Raw genomic sequence first — 16396 nt, 5'->3', positions numbered from 1 at the left:
AGTGGCGTGGGAGCGCGGATGTAGCCAGGGGCGCCGCTTCGAGGCGCTCCTGGCTACATGTTCCCCGTGGTCGCGCTGGTCGGTGAGAACGCGAGGGCGCCCTAGGCGCGGAAGCCGTCGAAGGCGATGTTCAGGTGGCGGGGGCCACGCAGGACAGCGTTCTGGCGGTAGGGGGGTGGGTCCTCCATCAGGCGGGGGTTGTCGAGCCTGCGGGCGAGCTCGGTCAGGGCGAGCTGCGCCTCCATGCGGGCGAGGGGCGCGCCGAAGCAGTTGTGGATGCCGCTGCCGAGGCCGAGGTGCTGGTTGTCCCTCCGGTCGGGGTCGAACCGGTCGGGGTCGGGGAACCGTTTCGGGTCCCGGTTGCCGGAGGCAAGGACGAGCCAGAGGGACGCGCCCTTGGGGATGGTGGTGCCGGCGACCTCGATGTCCGCGAGCGTGGTGCGCTGGGGCAGCAGCTGCACGGGAGGCTCGAAGCGCAGGAGCTCTTCCACGAGCGGGATGGCCAGCTGAGGCTCCTCCCGCAGCCGCTTGAGGACGTCCGGGTTGCGCAGCAGGGTGAGCATCCCGTTGGTGATGAGGTTGACCGTGGTCTCGTGGCCGGCGATCAGGAGCAGGGCAGCAGTACTGATCACCTCCATCGGGGTCATCTGCCCGTCGGGGCCCTGGTCGGTGGCCAGCGCGGAGAGCATGTCGTCGCCGGGTGCCTTGCGGCGTTCGTCGATGAGCCCGGCCAGGTACATGCCCAGCTCGGTGCGGGCCTGCTGGGCGATGCGGCGCCGCTCGGTGGGGTCCTTGGACGGGTCCGGGTCCAGGCTGGCGGCGATGGTGTCGGCCCAGGTGTGGAAGCGCGCCTCGTCGTCGCGGGGGATCCCGAGCAGCCGGCAGATCACCGTCACGGGGAAGGGGTAGGAGAAGTTGTCGACGAGGTCGACCTGCTCACGGTCTCCGAAGCCGTCGATGAGATCCGAAACGATCTTGGAGAGTTCGCCGCGCATGTTGTGGACACGCCGAGGGGTCTTCGGCGGTCCGAACGGCCGCATCGTCATACGGCGCAACCGGTCGTGCTCGGGAGGGTCGAGCTTCAGGAAGGTGGGCGGCAGGTTGCCCTCTTCCTCCTGGTCAGGGAGGGCGCCGGCGGCCTGGGGGGACAGATTTCGGGCGTCGGAGCTGATCCGCGGATCGTGGAGCAGGCCCTTGATCTCCCAGTAGTTGCTGACCACGTACGTGTTGCCGTCCTCCTCTCGGTACACCGGAGTCTTGCGGAGCTCGGCGTACAGGGGGTAGGGGTCGGCGCGGTTGGCGTGGTCGAGGATCTGTCCCAGGAGCGTGGCTTGCGTCATGACGGGTCCTTGTGGGCGTTGGAGACGGCTTTGCGGGCCTTGGACGGGCGTTGCCGTGCCCGCGATCAGGCTCGGACCGGAGTGAAGGTGATCCGCCGGTCGGCCGGCGAGTAGCCGCTGAGGGTGACGGTCGGCGCGTGGGTGGGCAGGGAGGGGTCGGGGAAGTCGGCCGAGACCGGTCGCAGACCTTCAGGACGGCGGTCGACGGTGGGGAAGCTCAGCGGGAACGGCGCAGCCGATTCGATCAGCCGCTGGTAGAAGTCCAGCCACTTCGTCTGGTCGAAGGTGACGGCGGCGATGACGCGGCCCTGGTATCCGTACACGCCGGTGAAGCGGCGCTCGGCGAGTGATCCCTGGGCGATGAGGATCTCCTCGCCCAGGGACGGAACGCCGACCGACTTGATGCTGACGCCGAACTGCGAGGACCAGAAGGCCGGCACCCACAGGTGCGGACGGCGGTCCGAGCTGGCGCTGATCATGTTGTGCGCCGCGATCTCGGCCTGCGCGACGGCATTGCCCCAGTGCTCCAGGGACAGGAACTGGTAACCGAAGAGCGCATGCGGGGACCGTGCGACGTCACCGGCGACGAAGACGTCGTCGGTCACGATGCCCCGGACGTCGAAGGCGCGGCAGCCCGCGTCGCAGGCGATTCCCCGGGGTCCGGCGCCGAGCCCGGATCCGGCCAGCCACTCGGTGTTGCGCGTCGCGCCGAGCGAGATTACCGCCACGTCCGCGTCGATCGTCGAGCCGTCGGACAGGTGGGCACGGCGCAGCCGCCCTGCCGAGTCGCCCTCCAGCCCTGTGACCATGACGCCGCAGCGCAGGTCCACGCCTGCTTGGCGTTGCAGCTCGGCGGCCACCTCGCCGACCACGCCGCCGAGCGCGCCCACGAGAGGCGCGGCCGCACGCTCCGCGACGGTGACGGGCAGTCCCTGCTCACGGCAGGCGGAGGCGATCTCCGAGCCGGTGAAGCCGGCGCCGATGATGAGCACCCGGCGAGGTCCGGCCGTCAGCCGCCGGTGCAGTCCGGCCGCGTCCTCGCGCGTGCGCAGCACAAAGACCCCGTCCAGCTCGGCCTCTTCTTCATGCGGCCACGGCCGGGCACGGACGCCCGTGGTGATCAGCAGCCGGTCGTACTCCACCTCGTCGCCGCCGGCCAGGCGTACCCGCTTGGCGGCCATGTCCAGCCCGGTGGCGGCGTCACCGAGCCGCCACTGCGCATCGATCGCCCAGCGACGGGGCAGCGCGGTGTGCTCCGCCGACGCCTTGCCGAGCAGGACCTGCTTGGACAGCGGCGGCCGGTCGTACGGCTCGTAGGGCTCGTCGCCGATCAGCGTCAGCGAACCGGTGAAGCCCTCCTCCCGCAGGGTCTCCGCGGCCCGGAGGCCGGCGAGGGAGGCGCCCACGATCACGATCCGCCCCTCGCGCCTCAGCCATTCCAGCTCACCGTCCACTGGACACCCCCTGCTTCACCGGGGCCGGCTCATTGCCCAGGTCGTCCACCAAGATGGCCTGGACCGGACAAGCCGCGGCGGCGCGCGCCACGTGCTCCCGCTGTGTGTCGTCGGCGTGCGGGTTGTACAACAGCGCCTCGTCGCCGTGCATGGTGAATACGTCGGGTGCGAGGAAGGCGCACTGCGCGTACCCCTGGCACCGGTTGAGATCGACGACAAGCCTCATCAAGGGGCCGCCCTTCCAGTAGTACCCCTGCCCCAGCCTGTGCGTGCTCCTGTGGTTTCGCGAGCACAGGCGGGCCAAAGGAGTTATCAGCCGATAACGCTCGGGAAATAGCCGGTCATGACGAGGGGGCCGGTGCGGGCCGCGGGCGGAAACTGGCCACCAGAATGTAGAGGCTGAGAATCAGAGCCCACAGGGGGAAGACCAGCTCGGACCAGGGGATGCTGCTCGTCACGAGGAGCAGTGTCAGGGCGACGAGATAGCCCAGGATGGAAAGCCAGCGCGGCAGGACTCCGAGCCGATGCCCGATGGAGGAGGTCGAGAAGGTGAATACCGCGGCCATGCGCATCGCGTAGGTCGTCAGAAGGCTGTAGGTGAAGTGATGGCCGAAGGACCGGAGTTGCACGGAGCCGGTCCCGGACGGATCGGCCGTATCCAGCAGACTTCCGGCTGCTGCCGCGGCCCCGAAAAGAGTCGCCACGAATACCAGGCCGCTGCCCATGAAGACAGTGGCGAGGAACTGGTCCTCCGCCTCTCCGATACGTGCGCGCACAGCGCCCATGAACCACAGGAAGAAGATGCCCGCGAACGGGATGAGGCCGAGCGCCGTCTGTACCGCGTGCCGCTTCGAGGGATCGATGATCCAGGTGCTGCCCCCGCCGCTCGGCTCCTCCGGAATCGCCAGGCGGACCAGAACGATGGCAGCAGCGAGCAGTACGGCGAAGACGATCCCTACCAGTCCTGCGGCTCGGGGGGTGCGCAGCGCCTGATCTCTCCTCTCCATGGGTGTCGTCGCTTCCTCTCCCTGTCGATTAGGACCAGCAAGCACCCGCGCACACGGCCGCGCCACCCGGACCGCCCAAGAGGGTGACGTGCGCGGACCGGCAGCGAGTCGGCGTCGTGCGAATCGTGGTTCCGGATCATGCTTGGTGGCACCTCGCTGCTGTTGGAAAGGCCCGGAAGCGCCGCGCGGCCCCATGGCCGCCCCGCGCAGCCCGGTCGCCCCCGCCCAACGGGAAACCACTGGTCGGGGGCTATTTCGTTCCTGCCGTGGACTCCTTCAACTAGAACTGGTATCAGTTCTGAAACAGTGTCAGATAGCGCCGGGCCGCAGGAGGCAGCAGCCATGACCGAGCTTGTGGAACACGGAAAGCTGTTCATCGGTGGGGAGTTGACCGATCCGCTCGGCAGCGACGCCATCGAGGTCGTATCGCCGCACACCGAGCAGGTCATCGGGCGGGTCCCGCACGCCTCACCGGCGGACGTCGACCGGGCGGTCGCCACCGCCCGCAAGGCCTTCGACGAGGGGCCCTGGCCGCGCATGACGCTCGACGAGCGGATCGCCGTCATCACCAGAATCAAGGACGCGATCGCGGTACGGCACGAGGAGATCGCCCGCTCCATCAGCGCGCAGAACGGCTCCCCGTACTCCTGGAGCGTGCTCGCGCAGGCGCTCGGCGCGATGATGGTGTGGGACGCGGCGATCACCGTCGCGCGCGGATATCCGCTCGAGGAGCAGCGGGCCGGAGTGCTCGGGCCGATCCTCGTACGGCGGGAGCCGGTGGGCGTCGTGGCGGCCGTGATCCCGTGGAACGTCCCGCAGTTCACGGCCGCGGCCAAGCTCGGCCCGGCGCTGCTGGCCGGCTGCACGGTGGTGCTCAAGCCATCGCCCGAGTCGCCCCTGGACTCCTACATCCTCGCCGAGATCGCGCAGGAGGCCGGGCTGCCGCAGGGCGTCCTCTCGATCCTCCCCGCGGACCGCGACGTGAGCGAGTACCTGGTCGGGCACCCCGGCATCGACAAGGTCTCCTTCACCGGCTCGGTCGCGGCCGGCAAGCGGGTCATGGAGGTCGCCTCGCGCAATCTCACCCGCGTCACGCTCGAACTCGGCGGCAAGTCGGCGGCGGTGATCCTGCCGGACGCGGATCTGGAGTCGGCGGTGGCCGGGATCGTCCCGGCGGCCTGGATGAACAACGGGCAGGCGTGCGTGGCCCAGAGCCGTATCCTCGCGCCGCGCAGCCGCTACGAGGAGATAGCGGAGGCGCTCGCCGCAGCGGCGAGCGCCCTGGTGGTCGGTGACCCGCTCGACGCCTCGACGCAGGTCGGGCCGCTGGTGGCCCGGCGCCAGCAGCAGCGCTCGCTCGACTACATCAGGATCGGGCAGGAGGAAGGCGCCAAGGTACTTACGGGCGGCGGGCGTCCGGCCGGTCTTGAGCAGGGCTGGTACGTGGAGCCGACGCTCTTCGGCGGGGTCGACAACTCCATGCGCATCGCCCGCGAGGAGATATTCGGGCCGGTGATCTGTCTGCTGCCGTACGGGGACGAGAGCGAGGCGGCGAAGATCGCGAACGACTCCGACTACGGGCTCAGCGGCAGCGTCTGGACGGCCGACGTCGAGCGTGGCATCGACTTCGCGCGACGGGTCAGGACCGGGACGTACAACGTCAACACCTTCAGCCTCGACATGCTCGGGCCGTTCGGCGGCTACAAGAACTCGGGCCTGGGGCGGGAGTTCGGGCCGGAGGGCTACAGCGAGTACCTGGAGCACAAGATGATCCATCTGCCGGCCGGGTCCGGAGAGAACTGAGAGGAGAACCGATGGGAGACCGCTGGCACGTAGAGGTCGACCGGAACGTCTGTATCGGCTCGGGCATGTGCCTGAGCCACGCCCCGGACGGCTTCGCGCTCGACGCGGCCCGGCAGTCGCATCCACAGGACGCCGACACCGACGCCAACGAGAAGATCCTCGCGGCAGCCGAGAACTGCCCGGTCGAGGCGATCGCCATCACGCTGCTGGAGAGCGGGGAGCCGGTCTTTCCGCCCGAGGAGTAGCGGAGCGGCAACCGACCTTCGAACAGCGTGGAACAGAGGTTGACTCGTGCGTATCGCACAGTGATCTCATGACATGCGTGACTGTCCGGCCCCCCGGCCCCGTGGAAATCTTGGTGTCACGTCGCCGAGGGGGGAAGTGTCATGGACAAGCGGTACGAGGTCTTCTGTCTCGCGGACAGGATTTTCTACGAGACCCCGGACCGCTTGTCCTCCACGCGTACATCCGCCGGCATGCCGTCCCGTACGGAGAGCAGCGTCCCGCTCTTCGAGGCGGCCCAGCGCCCGGTCCCCGAAGGGTGGCGAAGCTTCCTCTCCGGGGACTGGCTCCATATCAGCCCGGTGGACACGGTGCGCCCCCGCCAGGGCTGGAAGATCCATGTCTCGGCCTGTCTCGACAACGCCGAGAAGACCGCGGCCAAGGTGTGGGACTACTGCGTCCCACGGGAGATTCCCTTCAAGTTCGTCCCCGGCCGGCAGCCGCTGCACCTGCGCAACTCCAAATACGCGGGGCGCGGCTCCAGCGGCAAGTTCGCCACCATCTATCCGGCCGACGAGACGGAACTCCAGCTGATTCTGGATGAGTTGGGTGTGCTGCTCGACGGCGAGCCGGGCCCGTACATCCTCACCGATCTCCGCTGGAACGACGGCCCGCTGTATGTACGGTACGGCGGCTTCGCGAAGCGGCACTGTGTCGACGAAACCGGCTCCGGCGCCCTCGTGCCCGCCATCGAGAACCCCGAAGGCGTACTGGTGCCGGACCGCAGGGACCCGGTCTTCCAGCTGCCCGAGTGGGTGACGCTGCCCTCTTTCCTGGAGCCCCAGCTGGCGGCGCGCAACGCGACCACCACTGGCGAACTGCCGTACCGCATCGAGAGCGCCCTGCACTTCTCCAACGGCGGTGGCGTGTACGCCGGCACCGATCTGCGGACCGGCGAGCAGGTGGTACTCAAGGAGGCGCGGCCGCACGCCGGGCTCGCCGCGGACGGGGCCGACGCCGTGACACGGCTGGAGCGCGAGAGAGCCGCGCTCGAGCGGCTCACCGGGCTCGGTGTCGCACCCGAGGCGCGCGACTGGTTCATCCTCGGCGACCACCGCTTCCTCGTCATGGACTTCCTCCCCGGCCGCACCCTCAACTCCTTCTTCGCGCAGCGTCATCCGCTGCTGGCTGTCGAGCCGGATCCGGCGGCGGTCGCGGAGTACACGCAATGGGCGCTGGGTGTGCTGCACGCGGTCGAGGAGGCCGTGGCGGCCGTGCACGCCCGTGGTCTTGTCTTCAACGACCTGCATATGTTCAACATCATGGTCGACCCGGACGACGATTCCGTACGGCTGCTGGACTTCGAGGCCGCGACGCCGGTGGGAGAGCACCGCGGCCAGGCCATGGCCCACCCGGGGTTCGTCGCGCCGGGTGACCGTGAGGGCTTCGAGGTGGACCGCTACGCACTCGCCTGCCTGCGGCTCGCCCTCTTCGTGCCGATGACGACGCTGCTGGTCGTGGACCGGGGCAAGGCGGCGCATCTGGCCGAGGTCGCGGCGGAGCAGTTCCCCGGCCTGCCGGACGGTTTCCTCGACGAGGCGGTACGGGTGATCAGAAGCAAGTCCCCGGAGCCCACGGGAAGTTACCTGCCCGCGGAGGCAGGGGACCGGCCTCGCGGCCACGACTCCATGGTCCGCGCGATCCTCGCGTCCGCGACGCCGGAGCGCGACGACCGGCTCTTCCCGGGCGATATCGCGCAGTTCGCGGACGGCGGCGGACTCGGACTGGCGCACGGCGCGGCCGGAGTGCTGTACGCCCTCGCCGAGGCGGGCGCGGCACGCTACGAGGCGGGCGAGGAGTGGCTGCTCAGCCATACGGCACCGCCACCGGCCGGCACCCCGCTCGGTCTCTACGACGGGCTGACGGGCGTCGCGCATGTCCTCGACCGGCTCGGCCACCGCGAGCGTGCCGTCGAACTCGTCGGGCGGGTGCTCGACGAGAAGTGGCAGCGGCTCGCGCCCGATCTGCACGGCGGGCTGGCCGGCATCGGCCTCGCACTCGACCGGCTCGGGCTGCGCGCAGAGGCGCTGGAGGCCGCGCGGGTCCTGGTCGACCGGCCGCCGACCGCCCACGGCAGGCGCGCCGGGCTGCTGCACGGCGCGAGCGGCCCCGCCCTGTTCTTCCTGCGGCTGTACGAGTCCACGGGCGATTCCGCCCTGCTGGACCAGGCGGCCGAGGCGCTGCGCCGGGATCTCGCCCGGTGTGTGACGGACCGGTCGGGGACCCTGCTCGTGGACGAGGGCGTACGCACCATGCCGTACCTCGGAGCGGGCAGCGCCGGTATCGGCGCGGTCCTCGACGACTACCTCGCCCACCGTCACGACGAGGAGTTCGCCCGCGCCAGGGAGGCGATACTGCCCGCGGCCCGGCTGCGGTACTACGCGCAGCCCGGACTGTTCAACGGGCGCGCGGGGATGGTGCTGCACCTGGCCCGTACCCGTGCCCCGCGCCCGCAGCTGGACGCCCAGATCGCCGCACTCTCCTGGTACGCCGTGCCGTACGAGGGTGAACTCGCCTTCCCCGGCGACCAGATGATGCGGCTCTCCATGGACCTCGCCACCGGAACCGCCGGTTGTCTGCTCGCCCTCGGCGCCGCGCTCGGTGACCGTTCCGCGCAGCTGCCGTTCCTGCCGCCGCTGAAGGCGGCCCCACAGACGGCCCCGCAAGGGGTCGAGCAGTAAGTGCATACCGTCCCCATGAAAAAGGAGATCACCATGGCACTTCTGGACCTGCAGAAGCTGGACGTCCCCGAGACCGACCACGGCGGCGGTGGCGGGGAGAGCAGCGTTAGCCTGCTGCTGTGCGACAAGCACAGCTCGCACAGCAACCTTCTCTGCCTCTGATCATCTGCTTCTGATCAGGTGATTGTTCGCGGCCCTGGACGGCACCGCTCGCCGTCCGGGGCCGTGCGCACGCATGCAGATGGTGAGGGAGGGCGACCATGTTCCTGCGCGAAACCGTCCGGCACGGCGCGCCGCGTGCCGTCTTCGTCCTTCTGCTGACCTGCGCCCTTGCCGCGACCGGGCTTGCGCTGCCCGCCGTACTGGGCCGCGCGCTGGACCTGCTGCTCGCCGGTCGGCGGTCGGACGCCGATCCGTGGCTCGCTCTCTGCGCGGGCCTCACCGGCCTTGCCGTCGTCCTCGGCGCCCTCGACGGACTCGTCACCGGGACCGCCAACGCCCGTACCACCGCCTGGATACGGGAACGGGTACTGCGGCACGCCCTCGCGTCCGGACCCCGGCTGCGCCTGGCCCCCGGCGAGGTGGTGGCACGCCTCACCGGCAACGCCGCACAGGCCGGGACCGTGCCGACGACCCTCGCGACCGCGCTCGCCGCCGTGATCACACCCGTGGGCGGGCTCGTCGCGCTCGCCGTCACCGACTGGTGGACCGCGCTCGTGGTGATCGCCGGGATGCCCCTGCTCGTCCTGCTGCTGCGGGTGTTCATCCGGGAGTCCGGCGAGAGCACCGCGCGCTATCTGCGGGCCCAGGGCGAGATCGCGGGACTGCTTACGGAAGCGGTGCGCGGAGTCCGTACGATCGCCGCCGCCGGAACCCGGGACCGGGACGCGGCGCGCATCCTTGCGCCGCTGCCCGAGCTGTCCCGGCAGGGCCACCTGATGTGGCGGATCATGGGCCGATCCACCGCGCGGGCGGCCGCGCTGCTGCCCCTGCTGCAGCTCGCGGTGCTGGCTGTCGCCGGAGTACGGCTCGCGGAGGGCGCGTTGAGCGTCGGCGGAATGCTGGCCGCGTGGCGGTACGGAGTGCTCGCCACCGGCACCGGCGTACTGGTCGGACAGCTCAACGGCCTGGTGCGCGGACGCACTGCGGCGGGCCGGCTCGCGGAGATCCTCGAGACGCCCGAGATGACGTACGGAGAGCGCGAACTTCCACCGGGTGAAGGCACTTTGGAGCTGCGCGGGGTGCGGCTGCGCGGGCTGCACAATGTCGATCTGGTGATACCGGGCGGCTCGGTCACCGCCGTCGTGGGCCGCTCGGGCAGCGGCAAATCGGCCCTGGCGGCCGTCGCCGGACGTCTTGCCGATCCCGACGCGGGGACGGTGCTTCTCGACGGCGTCCCGGTGGCCGGACTCTCCCGAGAGGTGCTGCGCCGCGAGGTCGGCCACGCCTTCGCCCGGCCGGCGCTGCTCGGCGGGACGGTCGGCGGCACGATCGCCTTCGGTGCGTACGAGCCCGGCGATGCGGCGGTGGCGGAGGCCGCGCGAGCCGCGTGCGCCGACGACTTCGTACGCCGTCTGCCGCACGGCTACGCCACTGCGTGCGCGGCCGCACCGCTGTCCGGTGGTGAGGCCCAACGCCTCGGCCTGGCACGGGCGTTCGCGCACGCCGGGCGGCTGCTGATCCTGGACGACGCCACCTCCAGCCTGGACTCGGCCACCGAACTGAAGGTGTCCCGCGCGCTGCTTCACGACGTCCGCGCCCGTACCCGTCTGATCGTCGCCCACCGCGTGCCGACCGCGGCCCGCGCGGACCGGGTGGTCTGGCTGGAGGAGGGCCGTATCCGGGCCGTGGCCCCGCACGCCGAGCTCTGGCAACTTCCGTCCTACCGCGCGGTGTTCGCGGAGGATGCGGTCGACGACGCAGCCGCGGAGGAGACGGTCGCGGAGATCGCGGCGGGGGAGAAGGCGGTCGGGGAGACCGCGGCGGGGGAGAAGGCGGTCGCGGAGATCGCGGCGGGGGAGAAGGCGGTCGCGGAGATCGCGGCGGGGGAGAAGGCGGTCGGGGAGACCGCGGCCGGACGGGAGGCGGTCTCGGATGGCTGAGGCCCGGCTCCGGCTGCTGCGGCACCGGCCGCGTGTGCTCGTACGCCTCGCCGCGTGGTCTGCGCTGGAGGCGGGGCAGACGTTTCTCCTCGGGTACGCGCTCGCCCGCGCCATCGACGGCGGTTTCCTCGCCCATGAACCCGCCCACGGTCTGTACTGGCTGGCCGCCGCCGCGGTCGCCGTCGTCCTCGGGGCCTTCGGTACGGGCAGGGTCCACCGGGTGGTCGCCGCGCTGGTGGAGCCCGTACGGGACGATCTCGTACGCCGGGTGGTGGACCGCGCACTGCGGGACGGCGACGACGCGGCAGTCTCCCGGCTCACCCATCAGGTGGAGATCGCCCGCGACACATTCGCGGGCCTCGTGCTGGTCTCGCGCACCTTCGTCTTCACCGCGGCAGGGGCCCTGGCCGGGCTGTTCTCCCTCGCGCCCGTCCTGCTGCTGGTGGTACTGCCGCCGCTGCTCGCCGGTCTCGCGCTCTTCCTGGCGACCCTGCGCCCGCTGGCCCGCAGACAGGAGACCTTCCTCGCCGCCGATGAGGCCATCGCCACCGAACTGGGCGCGCTGGTCTCAGGATTGAGGGACATCACGGCTGCCGGGGCCGAGGACCGCGTGGCGACGGGCGCGGCTGCCCGGATCGCCGACGAGTACCGCGCGGCCCGCGACCTGGCCCGCTGGGGCACGCTGCGGGTCCTGGCCGTCGGCATCGGCGGCCGCCTCCCGGTGGTGCTGCTCCTGATCACCGCGCCCTTGCTGCTCGCGCACGGAGTGACCGCGGGCGCCCTGGTCGGCGCCCTCGCCTATCTCACCCAGTCCCTGCTTCCCGCTCTGCAGTCGTTGATGCAGGGCCTCGGCACCTCGGGCGCCCGCCTCGCGGTCGTGCTGCGCCGGCTCACCGCGGAAGGAGTCCCTGAGGAGCCGCGCGCGGTGCGCACCGGCCCCGGCCCCGGCCCCGGCACCGGGGCTGGTGCCGGGGCTGGTGCCGGGGCCGGTACAGCGGTACGGCTGCGCGGCGTGACGTTCGCCTACGGTCCGGGCGCCGCGCCCGTCGTCGACGGGCTCGATCTGGCCGTTCCCGTGGGCGGTCATCTCGTCGTCGCCGGCCCGAGCGGCATCGGCAAGTCCACGCTCGCCGCGCTGATCGCCGGGGTGCTGCGGCCGGACGACGGCGAGGTTCTGCTCGGCGCCGAGCGGGTGCTCGTACCGCAGGAGGCGTACATCTTCACCGCCACCGTGCGCGAGAACCTCGGCCATCTCTGCCCCGAGCCGCCTCCGGACGCCGCCGTCCTCGCCTCCTGTGCGGCCGTCGGCGCGCACGGGCTCGTCGAGCGGCTGGGCGGTCTCGACGCGCGGGTCGACCCCACCGCGCTGTCGGCCGGAGAGCGCCAGCTGCTCGCGCTGGCCCGCGCCCATGCCGCGCCCGCGCCTCTTGTGCTGCTCGACGAGGCGACCTGCCACCTCGACCCGGCGGCCGAGGCGCGCGCCGAGCGGGCGTTCGCCACCCGGCCCGGCGGCACGCTGATCGTCGTCGCGCACCGGATCGGCTCGGCGCGGCGGGCCGGCCGCGTGCTGGTGATGGACGGGACGCACACGGAGTACGGCACCCACGAGGAGCTGCTGGCCCGCTCCTCCTTCTACCGCGAACTGACAGGGGCCTTCGCAGGGTTCTCACACCCAGCCCTCGCCCTGGGAGATTCTTATGGCGTCGACCCGGTTGCGCGCCCCGGTCTTACGGGTGATGGCCGCCATGTAGTTGCGCACCGTGCCGTTGGACAGATGGAGACTGTTCGCGATGTCGCCGATCGAGGCTCCCTCGGCAGCCAGTGACAGCACGCTCAACTCCCGTTTAGTGAGCGGCATTTGAGCTGCTCGCAGAAAGCTGAAGCCCAGTGAGGTGTCGACGAAACGTTCCCCCTTGGCCACCTTCCGGATGGCGGCGATCAGATTCTCGGGTGTGCCCTCTTTGTCGACAAAGCCACAGGCGTATGCCTCGACGGCCCGCCGGAGTGGACCTGGCCGATTCGCGTTGGCGAGTACCAGTAACAGGCTGCTTCCCCCACCGGTCCGGCTTCCCGGCAGCTCACCGAGCGGCGCGATGCCGTACGACTCCGAACAGTCCAGGTCCACCGCGCACACGTCAGGGCGGAGCATGCGCGCCCGGCTCGGCGCGCTGCGCCAGGGCGCGTGGAAGACCTCCAGGTCGGGCTCTCCGGCGAGTCTTTCCGCCAGCGCCGACCGCAACAGACACACATCGTGCACCAGAAGTACCCGGATCACGTTCTGTCCCCCTAGCTCACCGCTTAACGGTTGCTCCATTCAGAACGCGAACATTCTCAGCGTGTCGCCCGCGTCATGGAGGTGCAGAACCAGCCAAGGGGTTGCAAGGGGGGCGCACGTGCCGGGCGTGAACCCCCGGTCTGCAACAACCCGCGCACGCGGGCCGTGCCAGGCCCCTGCAGTGATCGAATGGGCGCTCGAAAACGGCGGCTGAACCGCCCGCGGCGTGCCGACACGCCTGCAGTCCGGGCAGACGCCAATGGCGCAACGGCGAAAGAGAGTTGCGCATGGTGTCATGGACGACTTCTGGTACGTCTGGGGCCTGTGCGGCGCACTTGACACCAAGTGTACATATGGTTACTTTAGAACGAGATTGAACGAAATATCCGTCTTCTCGCCAGGCGAGAAGACGAACAATCTCAACATCCCGACCGACGACCACCCGGTCGTTGGTTGTCCGACGGACGGATGCTCCGCCGCAGGGTTTGCTGCACTCAGCAGCCCAGGTGGGCCCGATGCCACGCATTCAGCGTGTGAGTCGGCGACGGAAACTCCCGTCGTGGTGACACTCCCGCCATGGCGATGGCAAATTCCGCCATCTTCAAGGCCGATGTACCGGACCCTTCGCGAACGCATCATTGCGTCACCAGTGCTGACGCCACCGCGGCCGTGCAGGCTCGGGCCCGTCTACGCTCCCGGGAAGGGAAAGCACCATGCGGGTAATGACATCCAGGACTCTCCGGCTGCTTGCCAGCCTGTTTGCTGCTCTGACTCTCGGCTTGGTTGGAGCCGGCGCAGCCAGTGCCACCAGCTCGTCCCAGCCCGCTGCACACGACTACTGCGGCTACTCCAACAGTCGTTACAACGACTGGTGCAACTACGGCAACCGCGACTTCCGTGACTTCCGTGACTTCCGCGACAACGGCCGCCGCGACTTCCGTGACTTCCGCGATTTCCGTGACTTCCGCGACGCCAATGCCATCATCGTTTTCGTCCGCTGATGCATGAAGGCTTAGGCCGAATCATCTCGGCGAGGCCGGTCGGGCCCTTTCTCCGGCAGTCCCGCGTGGCGACAGCTGCGCGGGACTGCCTGTGTCGCGATCAATGCAAGCCCCGGCCGCGGCCCTCGCCCGGCCCTTGCGGCGTCGTCAGGTCGATCAGCCGGCACACCGTCTCGATGTCGATCTTCACTTGCGCGATCGAGGCGCGCCCCGAGAGCCAGGTGATCAGCGCCGAGTGCCAGGTGTGCTCGATCACGCGCACCGCCGAGAGCTGCTCCGGCGTCGGATTCTCCAGCCCCATGGCGTCCAGGATGATCGCCGTGGTCTGGCGGGAGACCTTGTCCACCTCGGGGCTGACGCTGCGGTCCGCGAAGGTCAGCGCCCGCACCATCGCGTCCGCGAGATGCGGTTCGCGCTGGAGCGCCCGGAAGGCCCGCATCAGCGTCTCGGCAACCCGCTCCGCCGCGCTGTCCCCGGCCGGCGGCTTTTTGCGCAGGGTCGTGTGCATGTGCTGGAGCTGGTCCTGCATGGTGGCGACCAGCAGATGGATCTTGGAGGGGAAGTAGCGGTAGAGCGTGCCGAGCGCGACGCTCGACGACTCGGCGACCTCGCGCATCTGCACCGCGTCAAAGCCGCCCCGGCTGGCCAGCTGGGCGCTGGCGTGCAGGATACGACGCCGGCGCGCCTCCTGGCGTTCCGTCAGGGGCGGCGACGCAGGCACCGCCGACTTGGCTTCGGCTGTCATATGTCCCGTTCCATGCGCGAGTCCGGATCGCACAGCATGGCAGGGCCCCCGTCGTGGCGCGAATCACCTGATCCGGCCCTTACAGCAGCGCTACCTGCCGGTAGATTCGAAGCTCCTTGAGCGATCAAGTCTGAAACTTGTTCTAGATTAGCGTGAGCGGTTACGCTCCGGCGAAAACGCAGTGAGAAGGGGGCCGTGAGTGACCGCTGAGGCCATAGAGGCCGGCCCTCGTCCGGGCAGGTCCGGCGGCGGTGACGAGCCGCTGCGCATCGCGCTCCTCACCTACAAGGGCAACCCCTTCTGTGGCGGCCAGGGCGTCTATGTACGGCACCTCTCGCGCGAGCTCGCCCGCCTCGGCCACAGCGTCGAGGTGATCGGCGCGCAGCCCTATCCCGTACTCGACGAAGGCGTGCCGCTCACCGAGCTGGGCAGCCTCGATCTGTACCGGAGCCCGGACCCGTTCCGTACGCCGAAGCGCGACGAGTACCGCGACTGGATCGACGCGCTCGAGGTCGCGACCATGTGGACCGGCGGCTTCCCGGAGCCGCTGACCTTCTCGCTGCGCGCCCGGCGCCATCTGGCCGCTCGGCGCGGTGAGTTCGACGTCATCCACGACAACCAGACGCTCGGGTACGGGCTGCTCGCCGACCTCGGCGCACCTCTGGTCACCACCATCCACCACCCGATCACCGTCGACCGGCAGCTGGACCTGGACGCCGCGGACAACTGGCGCAGGCGCGCGTCCGTACGCCGCTGGTACGGCTTCACGCGGATGCAGAAGCGGGTCGCGCGCCGGCTGCCGTCGGTGCTCACCGTTTCCGGCTCCTCGCAGCAGGAGATCGTCGATCACCTCGGCGTGCGGGCCGGCCGCGTCCATGTCGTCCACATCGGGGCCGACACCGACCTCTTCTCGCCGAACCCGGCGGTCGCTGAGGTCCCCGGCCGGATCGTCACCACTTCCAGCGCGGACGTCCCGCTCAAGGGCCTCGTCCATCTTGTCGAGGCGCTGGGGAAGCTCCGTACGGAGCATCCCGCCGCGCATCTCGTCGTCGTCGGCAAGCGCGCGGAGGACGGTCCCGTCGCACAGCTGATCGAGCGGTACGGCCTCCAGGACGCCGTCGAGTTCGTCAAGGGCATTTCCGACGCCGAGCTGGTCGACCTGGTGCGCAGCGCGCAGATCGCGTGTGTGCCGTCGCTGTACGAGGGCTTCTCGCTGCCCGCAGCGGAGGCGATGGCGACGGGCACGCCGCTGGTCGCCACGACCGGCGGTGCGATCCCCGAGGTCACGGGCCCGGACGGGGAGACCTGTCTGGCGGTGCCGCCGGGCGACGCGGGTGCGCTCGCCGCGGCGCTGGGCCGGCTGCTCGGCGACGAGGCGCTGCGCGTACGGCTGGGGGCGGCGGGCCGGGAGCGCGTGCTGGCGCGGTTCACCTGGCGGCAGGCGGCGATCGGTACGGCAGAGCACTACCGCGAGGCGATCGCGACGCGCTCGCCCCGCTCCGCGGCGCTGGGGGCTGCCCGGTGACCCGTCTCCACCAGGCGCGGTGTGTCCGGACCCGTACCGGCTCCCGGCATCCCCGGCGCTCCGTGCCACAGGCATCGGCCCGCTCCACGGCGCCGTACCCCGGCCGCACCGCGGCCATATGTGTGGGCCGCAGGCCCACGAATCCGGACCGCGCTGCGGACCCGCGTACTGGAACCTCCGA

Annotated in this window: 13 protein-coding genes and 1 pseudogene; 8 read left to right on the top strand and 6 right to left on the bottom strand. The window is 70.5% G+C overall.

Annotated features, from left to right (window positions below; genetic code table 11):
* Positions 1-101: 101 nt before the first annotated feature.
* From ACFYXH_RS05745 to ACFYXH_RS05730, 4 genes are all read right to left on the bottom strand, one after another.
* Positions 102-1340, bottom strand: coding sequence for a cytochrome P450 (locus ACFYXH_RS05745; protein ID WP_389560890.1), 1239 nt, complete (start codon positions 1338-1340; stop codon positions 102-104).
* Positions 1341-1405: 65 nt separating this feature from the next.
* Positions 1406-2794 carry an NAD(P)/FAD-dependent oxidoreductase gene (locus ACFYXH_RS05740; protein ID WP_389560889.1) on the bottom strand — a complete coding sequence of 463 codons (1389 nt, stop codon included), beginning with the start codon at positions 2792-2794 and terminating at the stop codon, positions 1406-1408.
* Positions 2784-3020 (bottom strand): ferredoxin, encoded by a 237-nt coding sequence (locus ACFYXH_RS05735; RefSeq protein WP_389560888.1) that lies wholly within the window; start codon positions 3018-3020, stop codon positions 2784-2786. Before ACFYXH_RS05735 ends, ACFYXH_RS05740 begins: the two co-directional genes overlap by 11 nt.
* A gap of 115 nt (positions 3021-3135) precedes the next feature.
* The gene (locus ACFYXH_RS05730) at positions 3136-3801 is read right to left on the bottom strand and encodes a hypothetical protein (protein ID WP_389560887.1); all 666 of its coding nucleotides are present in this window, start codon (positions 3799-3801) and stop codon (positions 3136-3138) included.
* Positions 3802-4143: 342 nt separating this feature from the next.
* Between ACFYXH_RS05730 and ACFYXH_RS05725 the strand changes: the two genes are divergently transcribed.
* From ACFYXH_RS05725 to ACFYXH_RS05700, 6 genes are all read left to right on the top strand, one after another.
* Complete coding sequence (locus ACFYXH_RS05725) at positions 4144-5604, top strand: aldehyde dehydrogenase (protein ID WP_389560886.1); 1461 nt, start codon at positions 4144-4146, stop codon at positions 5602-5604.
* 11 nt (positions 5605-5615) lie between these two features.
* Positions 5616-5849 (top strand): ferredoxin, encoded by a 234-nt coding sequence (locus ACFYXH_RS05720; protein ID WP_327323284.1) that lies wholly within the window; start codon positions 5616-5618, stop codon positions 5847-5849.
* Between the two features lie 141 nt (positions 5850-5990).
* Positions 5991-8567: a class III lanthionine synthetase LanKC gene (gene lanKC / locus ACFYXH_RS05715; protein ID WP_389560885.1), complete on the top strand. Its 2577-nt coding sequence runs from the start codon at positions 5991-5993 to the stop codon at positions 8565-8567.
* A 33-nt stretch (positions 8568-8600) separates the two neighbouring features.
* On the top strand, positions 8601-8729 hold the full coding sequence (locus ACFYXH_RS05710; protein WP_327323282.1) for a SapB/AmfS family lanthipeptide: 129 nt from the start codon (positions 8601-8603) through the stop codon (positions 8727-8729).
* A 98-nt stretch (positions 8730-8827) separates the two neighbouring features.
* Positions 8828-10669 carry an ABC transporter ATP-binding protein gene (locus ACFYXH_RS05705; protein ID WP_389560884.1) on the top strand — a complete coding sequence of 614 codons (1842 nt, stop codon included), beginning with the start codon at positions 8828-8830 and terminating at the stop codon, positions 10667-10669.
* Positions 10662-12494 (top strand): ATP-binding cassette domain-containing protein, encoded by a 1833-nt coding sequence (locus ACFYXH_RS05700; RefSeq protein ID WP_389560883.1) that lies wholly within the window; start codon positions 10662-10664, stop codon positions 12492-12494. Before ACFYXH_RS05705 ends, ACFYXH_RS05700 begins: the two co-directional genes overlap by 8 nt.
* Here the strand turns inward: ACFYXH_RS05700 and ACFYXH_RS05695 are convergent.
* A pseudogene (locus ACFYXH_RS05695) lies at positions 12420-12818 on the bottom strand (LuxR C-terminal-related transcriptional regulator); the annotation flags it as partial. The gene ACFYXH_RS05700 and the pseudogene ACFYXH_RS05695 sit on opposite strands and share 75 nt — an antisense overlap.
* An 848-nt stretch (positions 12819-13666) precedes the next feature.
* Between ACFYXH_RS05695 and ACFYXH_RS05690 the strand changes: the two are divergent.
* On the top strand, positions 13667-13945 hold the full coding sequence (locus ACFYXH_RS05690; protein WP_389560882.1) for a hypothetical protein: 279 nt from the start codon (positions 13667-13669) through the stop codon (positions 13943-13945).
* Between the two features lie 100 nt (positions 13946-14045).
* Here ACFYXH_RS05690 and ACFYXH_RS05685 read toward each other — a convergent pair whose 3' ends face one another.
* Positions 14046-14690 carry a TetR family transcriptional regulator gene (locus tag ACFYXH_RS05685; protein ID WP_362676055.1) on the bottom strand — a complete coding sequence of 215 codons (645 nt, stop codon included), beginning with the start codon at positions 14688-14690 and terminating at the stop codon, positions 14046-14048.
* Positions 14691-14889: 199 nt separating this feature from the next.
* On the opposite strand from ACFYXH_RS05685, the gene ACFYXH_RS05680 reads away from it, so the two are divergent.
* Positions 14890-16215 (top strand): glycosyltransferase family 4 protein, encoded by a 1326-nt coding sequence (locus tag ACFYXH_RS05680; RefSeq protein ID WP_389560881.1) that lies wholly within the window; start codon positions 14890-14892, stop codon positions 16213-16215.
* Positions 16216-16396 lie beyond the last annotated feature (181 nt).

This window comes from Streptomyces sp. NPDC002730 (genome assembly GCF_042888805.1).
Taxonomy (GTDB): domain Bacteria; phylum Actinomycetota; class Actinomycetes; order Streptomycetales; family Streptomycetaceae; genus Streptomyces.
This window is presented reverse-complemented; position numbering and strand designations above follow the sequence as displayed.

Excerpts from the sequence above, each read along its gene's own strand:
- ACFYXH_RS05720 (WP_327323284.1), top strand. The coding sequence starts at position 5,616 with ATGGGAGACCGCTGGCACGTAGAGGTCGACCGGAACGTCTGTATCGGC.
- ACFYXH_RS05725 (WP_389560886.1), top strand. The coding sequence starts at position 4,144 with ATGACCGAGCTTGTGGAACACGGAAAGCTGTTCATCGGTGGGGAGTTG.
- ACFYXH_RS05710 (WP_327323282.1), top strand. The coding sequence starts at position 8,601 with ATGGCACTTCTGGACCTGCAGAAGCTGGACGTCCCCGAGACCGACCAC.
- ACFYXH_RS05735 (WP_389560888.1), bottom strand. The coding sequence starts at position 3,020 with ATGAGGCTTGTCGTCGATCTCAACCGGTGCCAGGGGTACGCGCAGTGC.
- ACFYXH_RS05690 (WP_389560882.1), top strand. The coding sequence starts at position 13,667 with ATGACATCCAGGACTCTCCGGCTGCTTGCCAGCCTGTTTGCTGCTCTG.
- ACFYXH_RS05685 (WP_362676055.1), bottom strand. The coding sequence starts at position 14,690 with ATGACAGCCGAAGCCAAGTCGGCGGTGCCTGCGTCGCCGCCCCTGACG.
- ACFYXH_RS05700 (WP_389560883.1), top strand. The coding sequence starts at position 10,662 with ATGGCTGAGGCCCGGCTCCGGCTGCTGCGGCACCGGCCGCGTGTGCTC.
- ACFYXH_RS05730 (WP_389560887.1), bottom strand. The coding sequence starts at position 3,801 with ATGGAGAGGAGAGATCAGGCGCTGCGCACCCCCCGAGCCGCAGGACTG.
- lanKC (WP_389560885.1), top strand. The coding sequence starts at position 5,991 with ATGGACAAGCGGTACGAGGTCTTCTGTCTCGCGGACAGGATTTTCTAC.
- ACFYXH_RS05705 (WP_389560884.1), top strand. The coding sequence starts at position 8,828 with ATGTTCCTGCGCGAAACCGTCCGGCACGGCGCGCCGCGTGCCGTCTTC.
- ACFYXH_RS05745 (WP_389560890.1), bottom strand. The coding sequence starts at position 1,340 with ATGACGCAAGCCACGCTCCTGGGACAGATCCTCGACCACGCCAACCGC.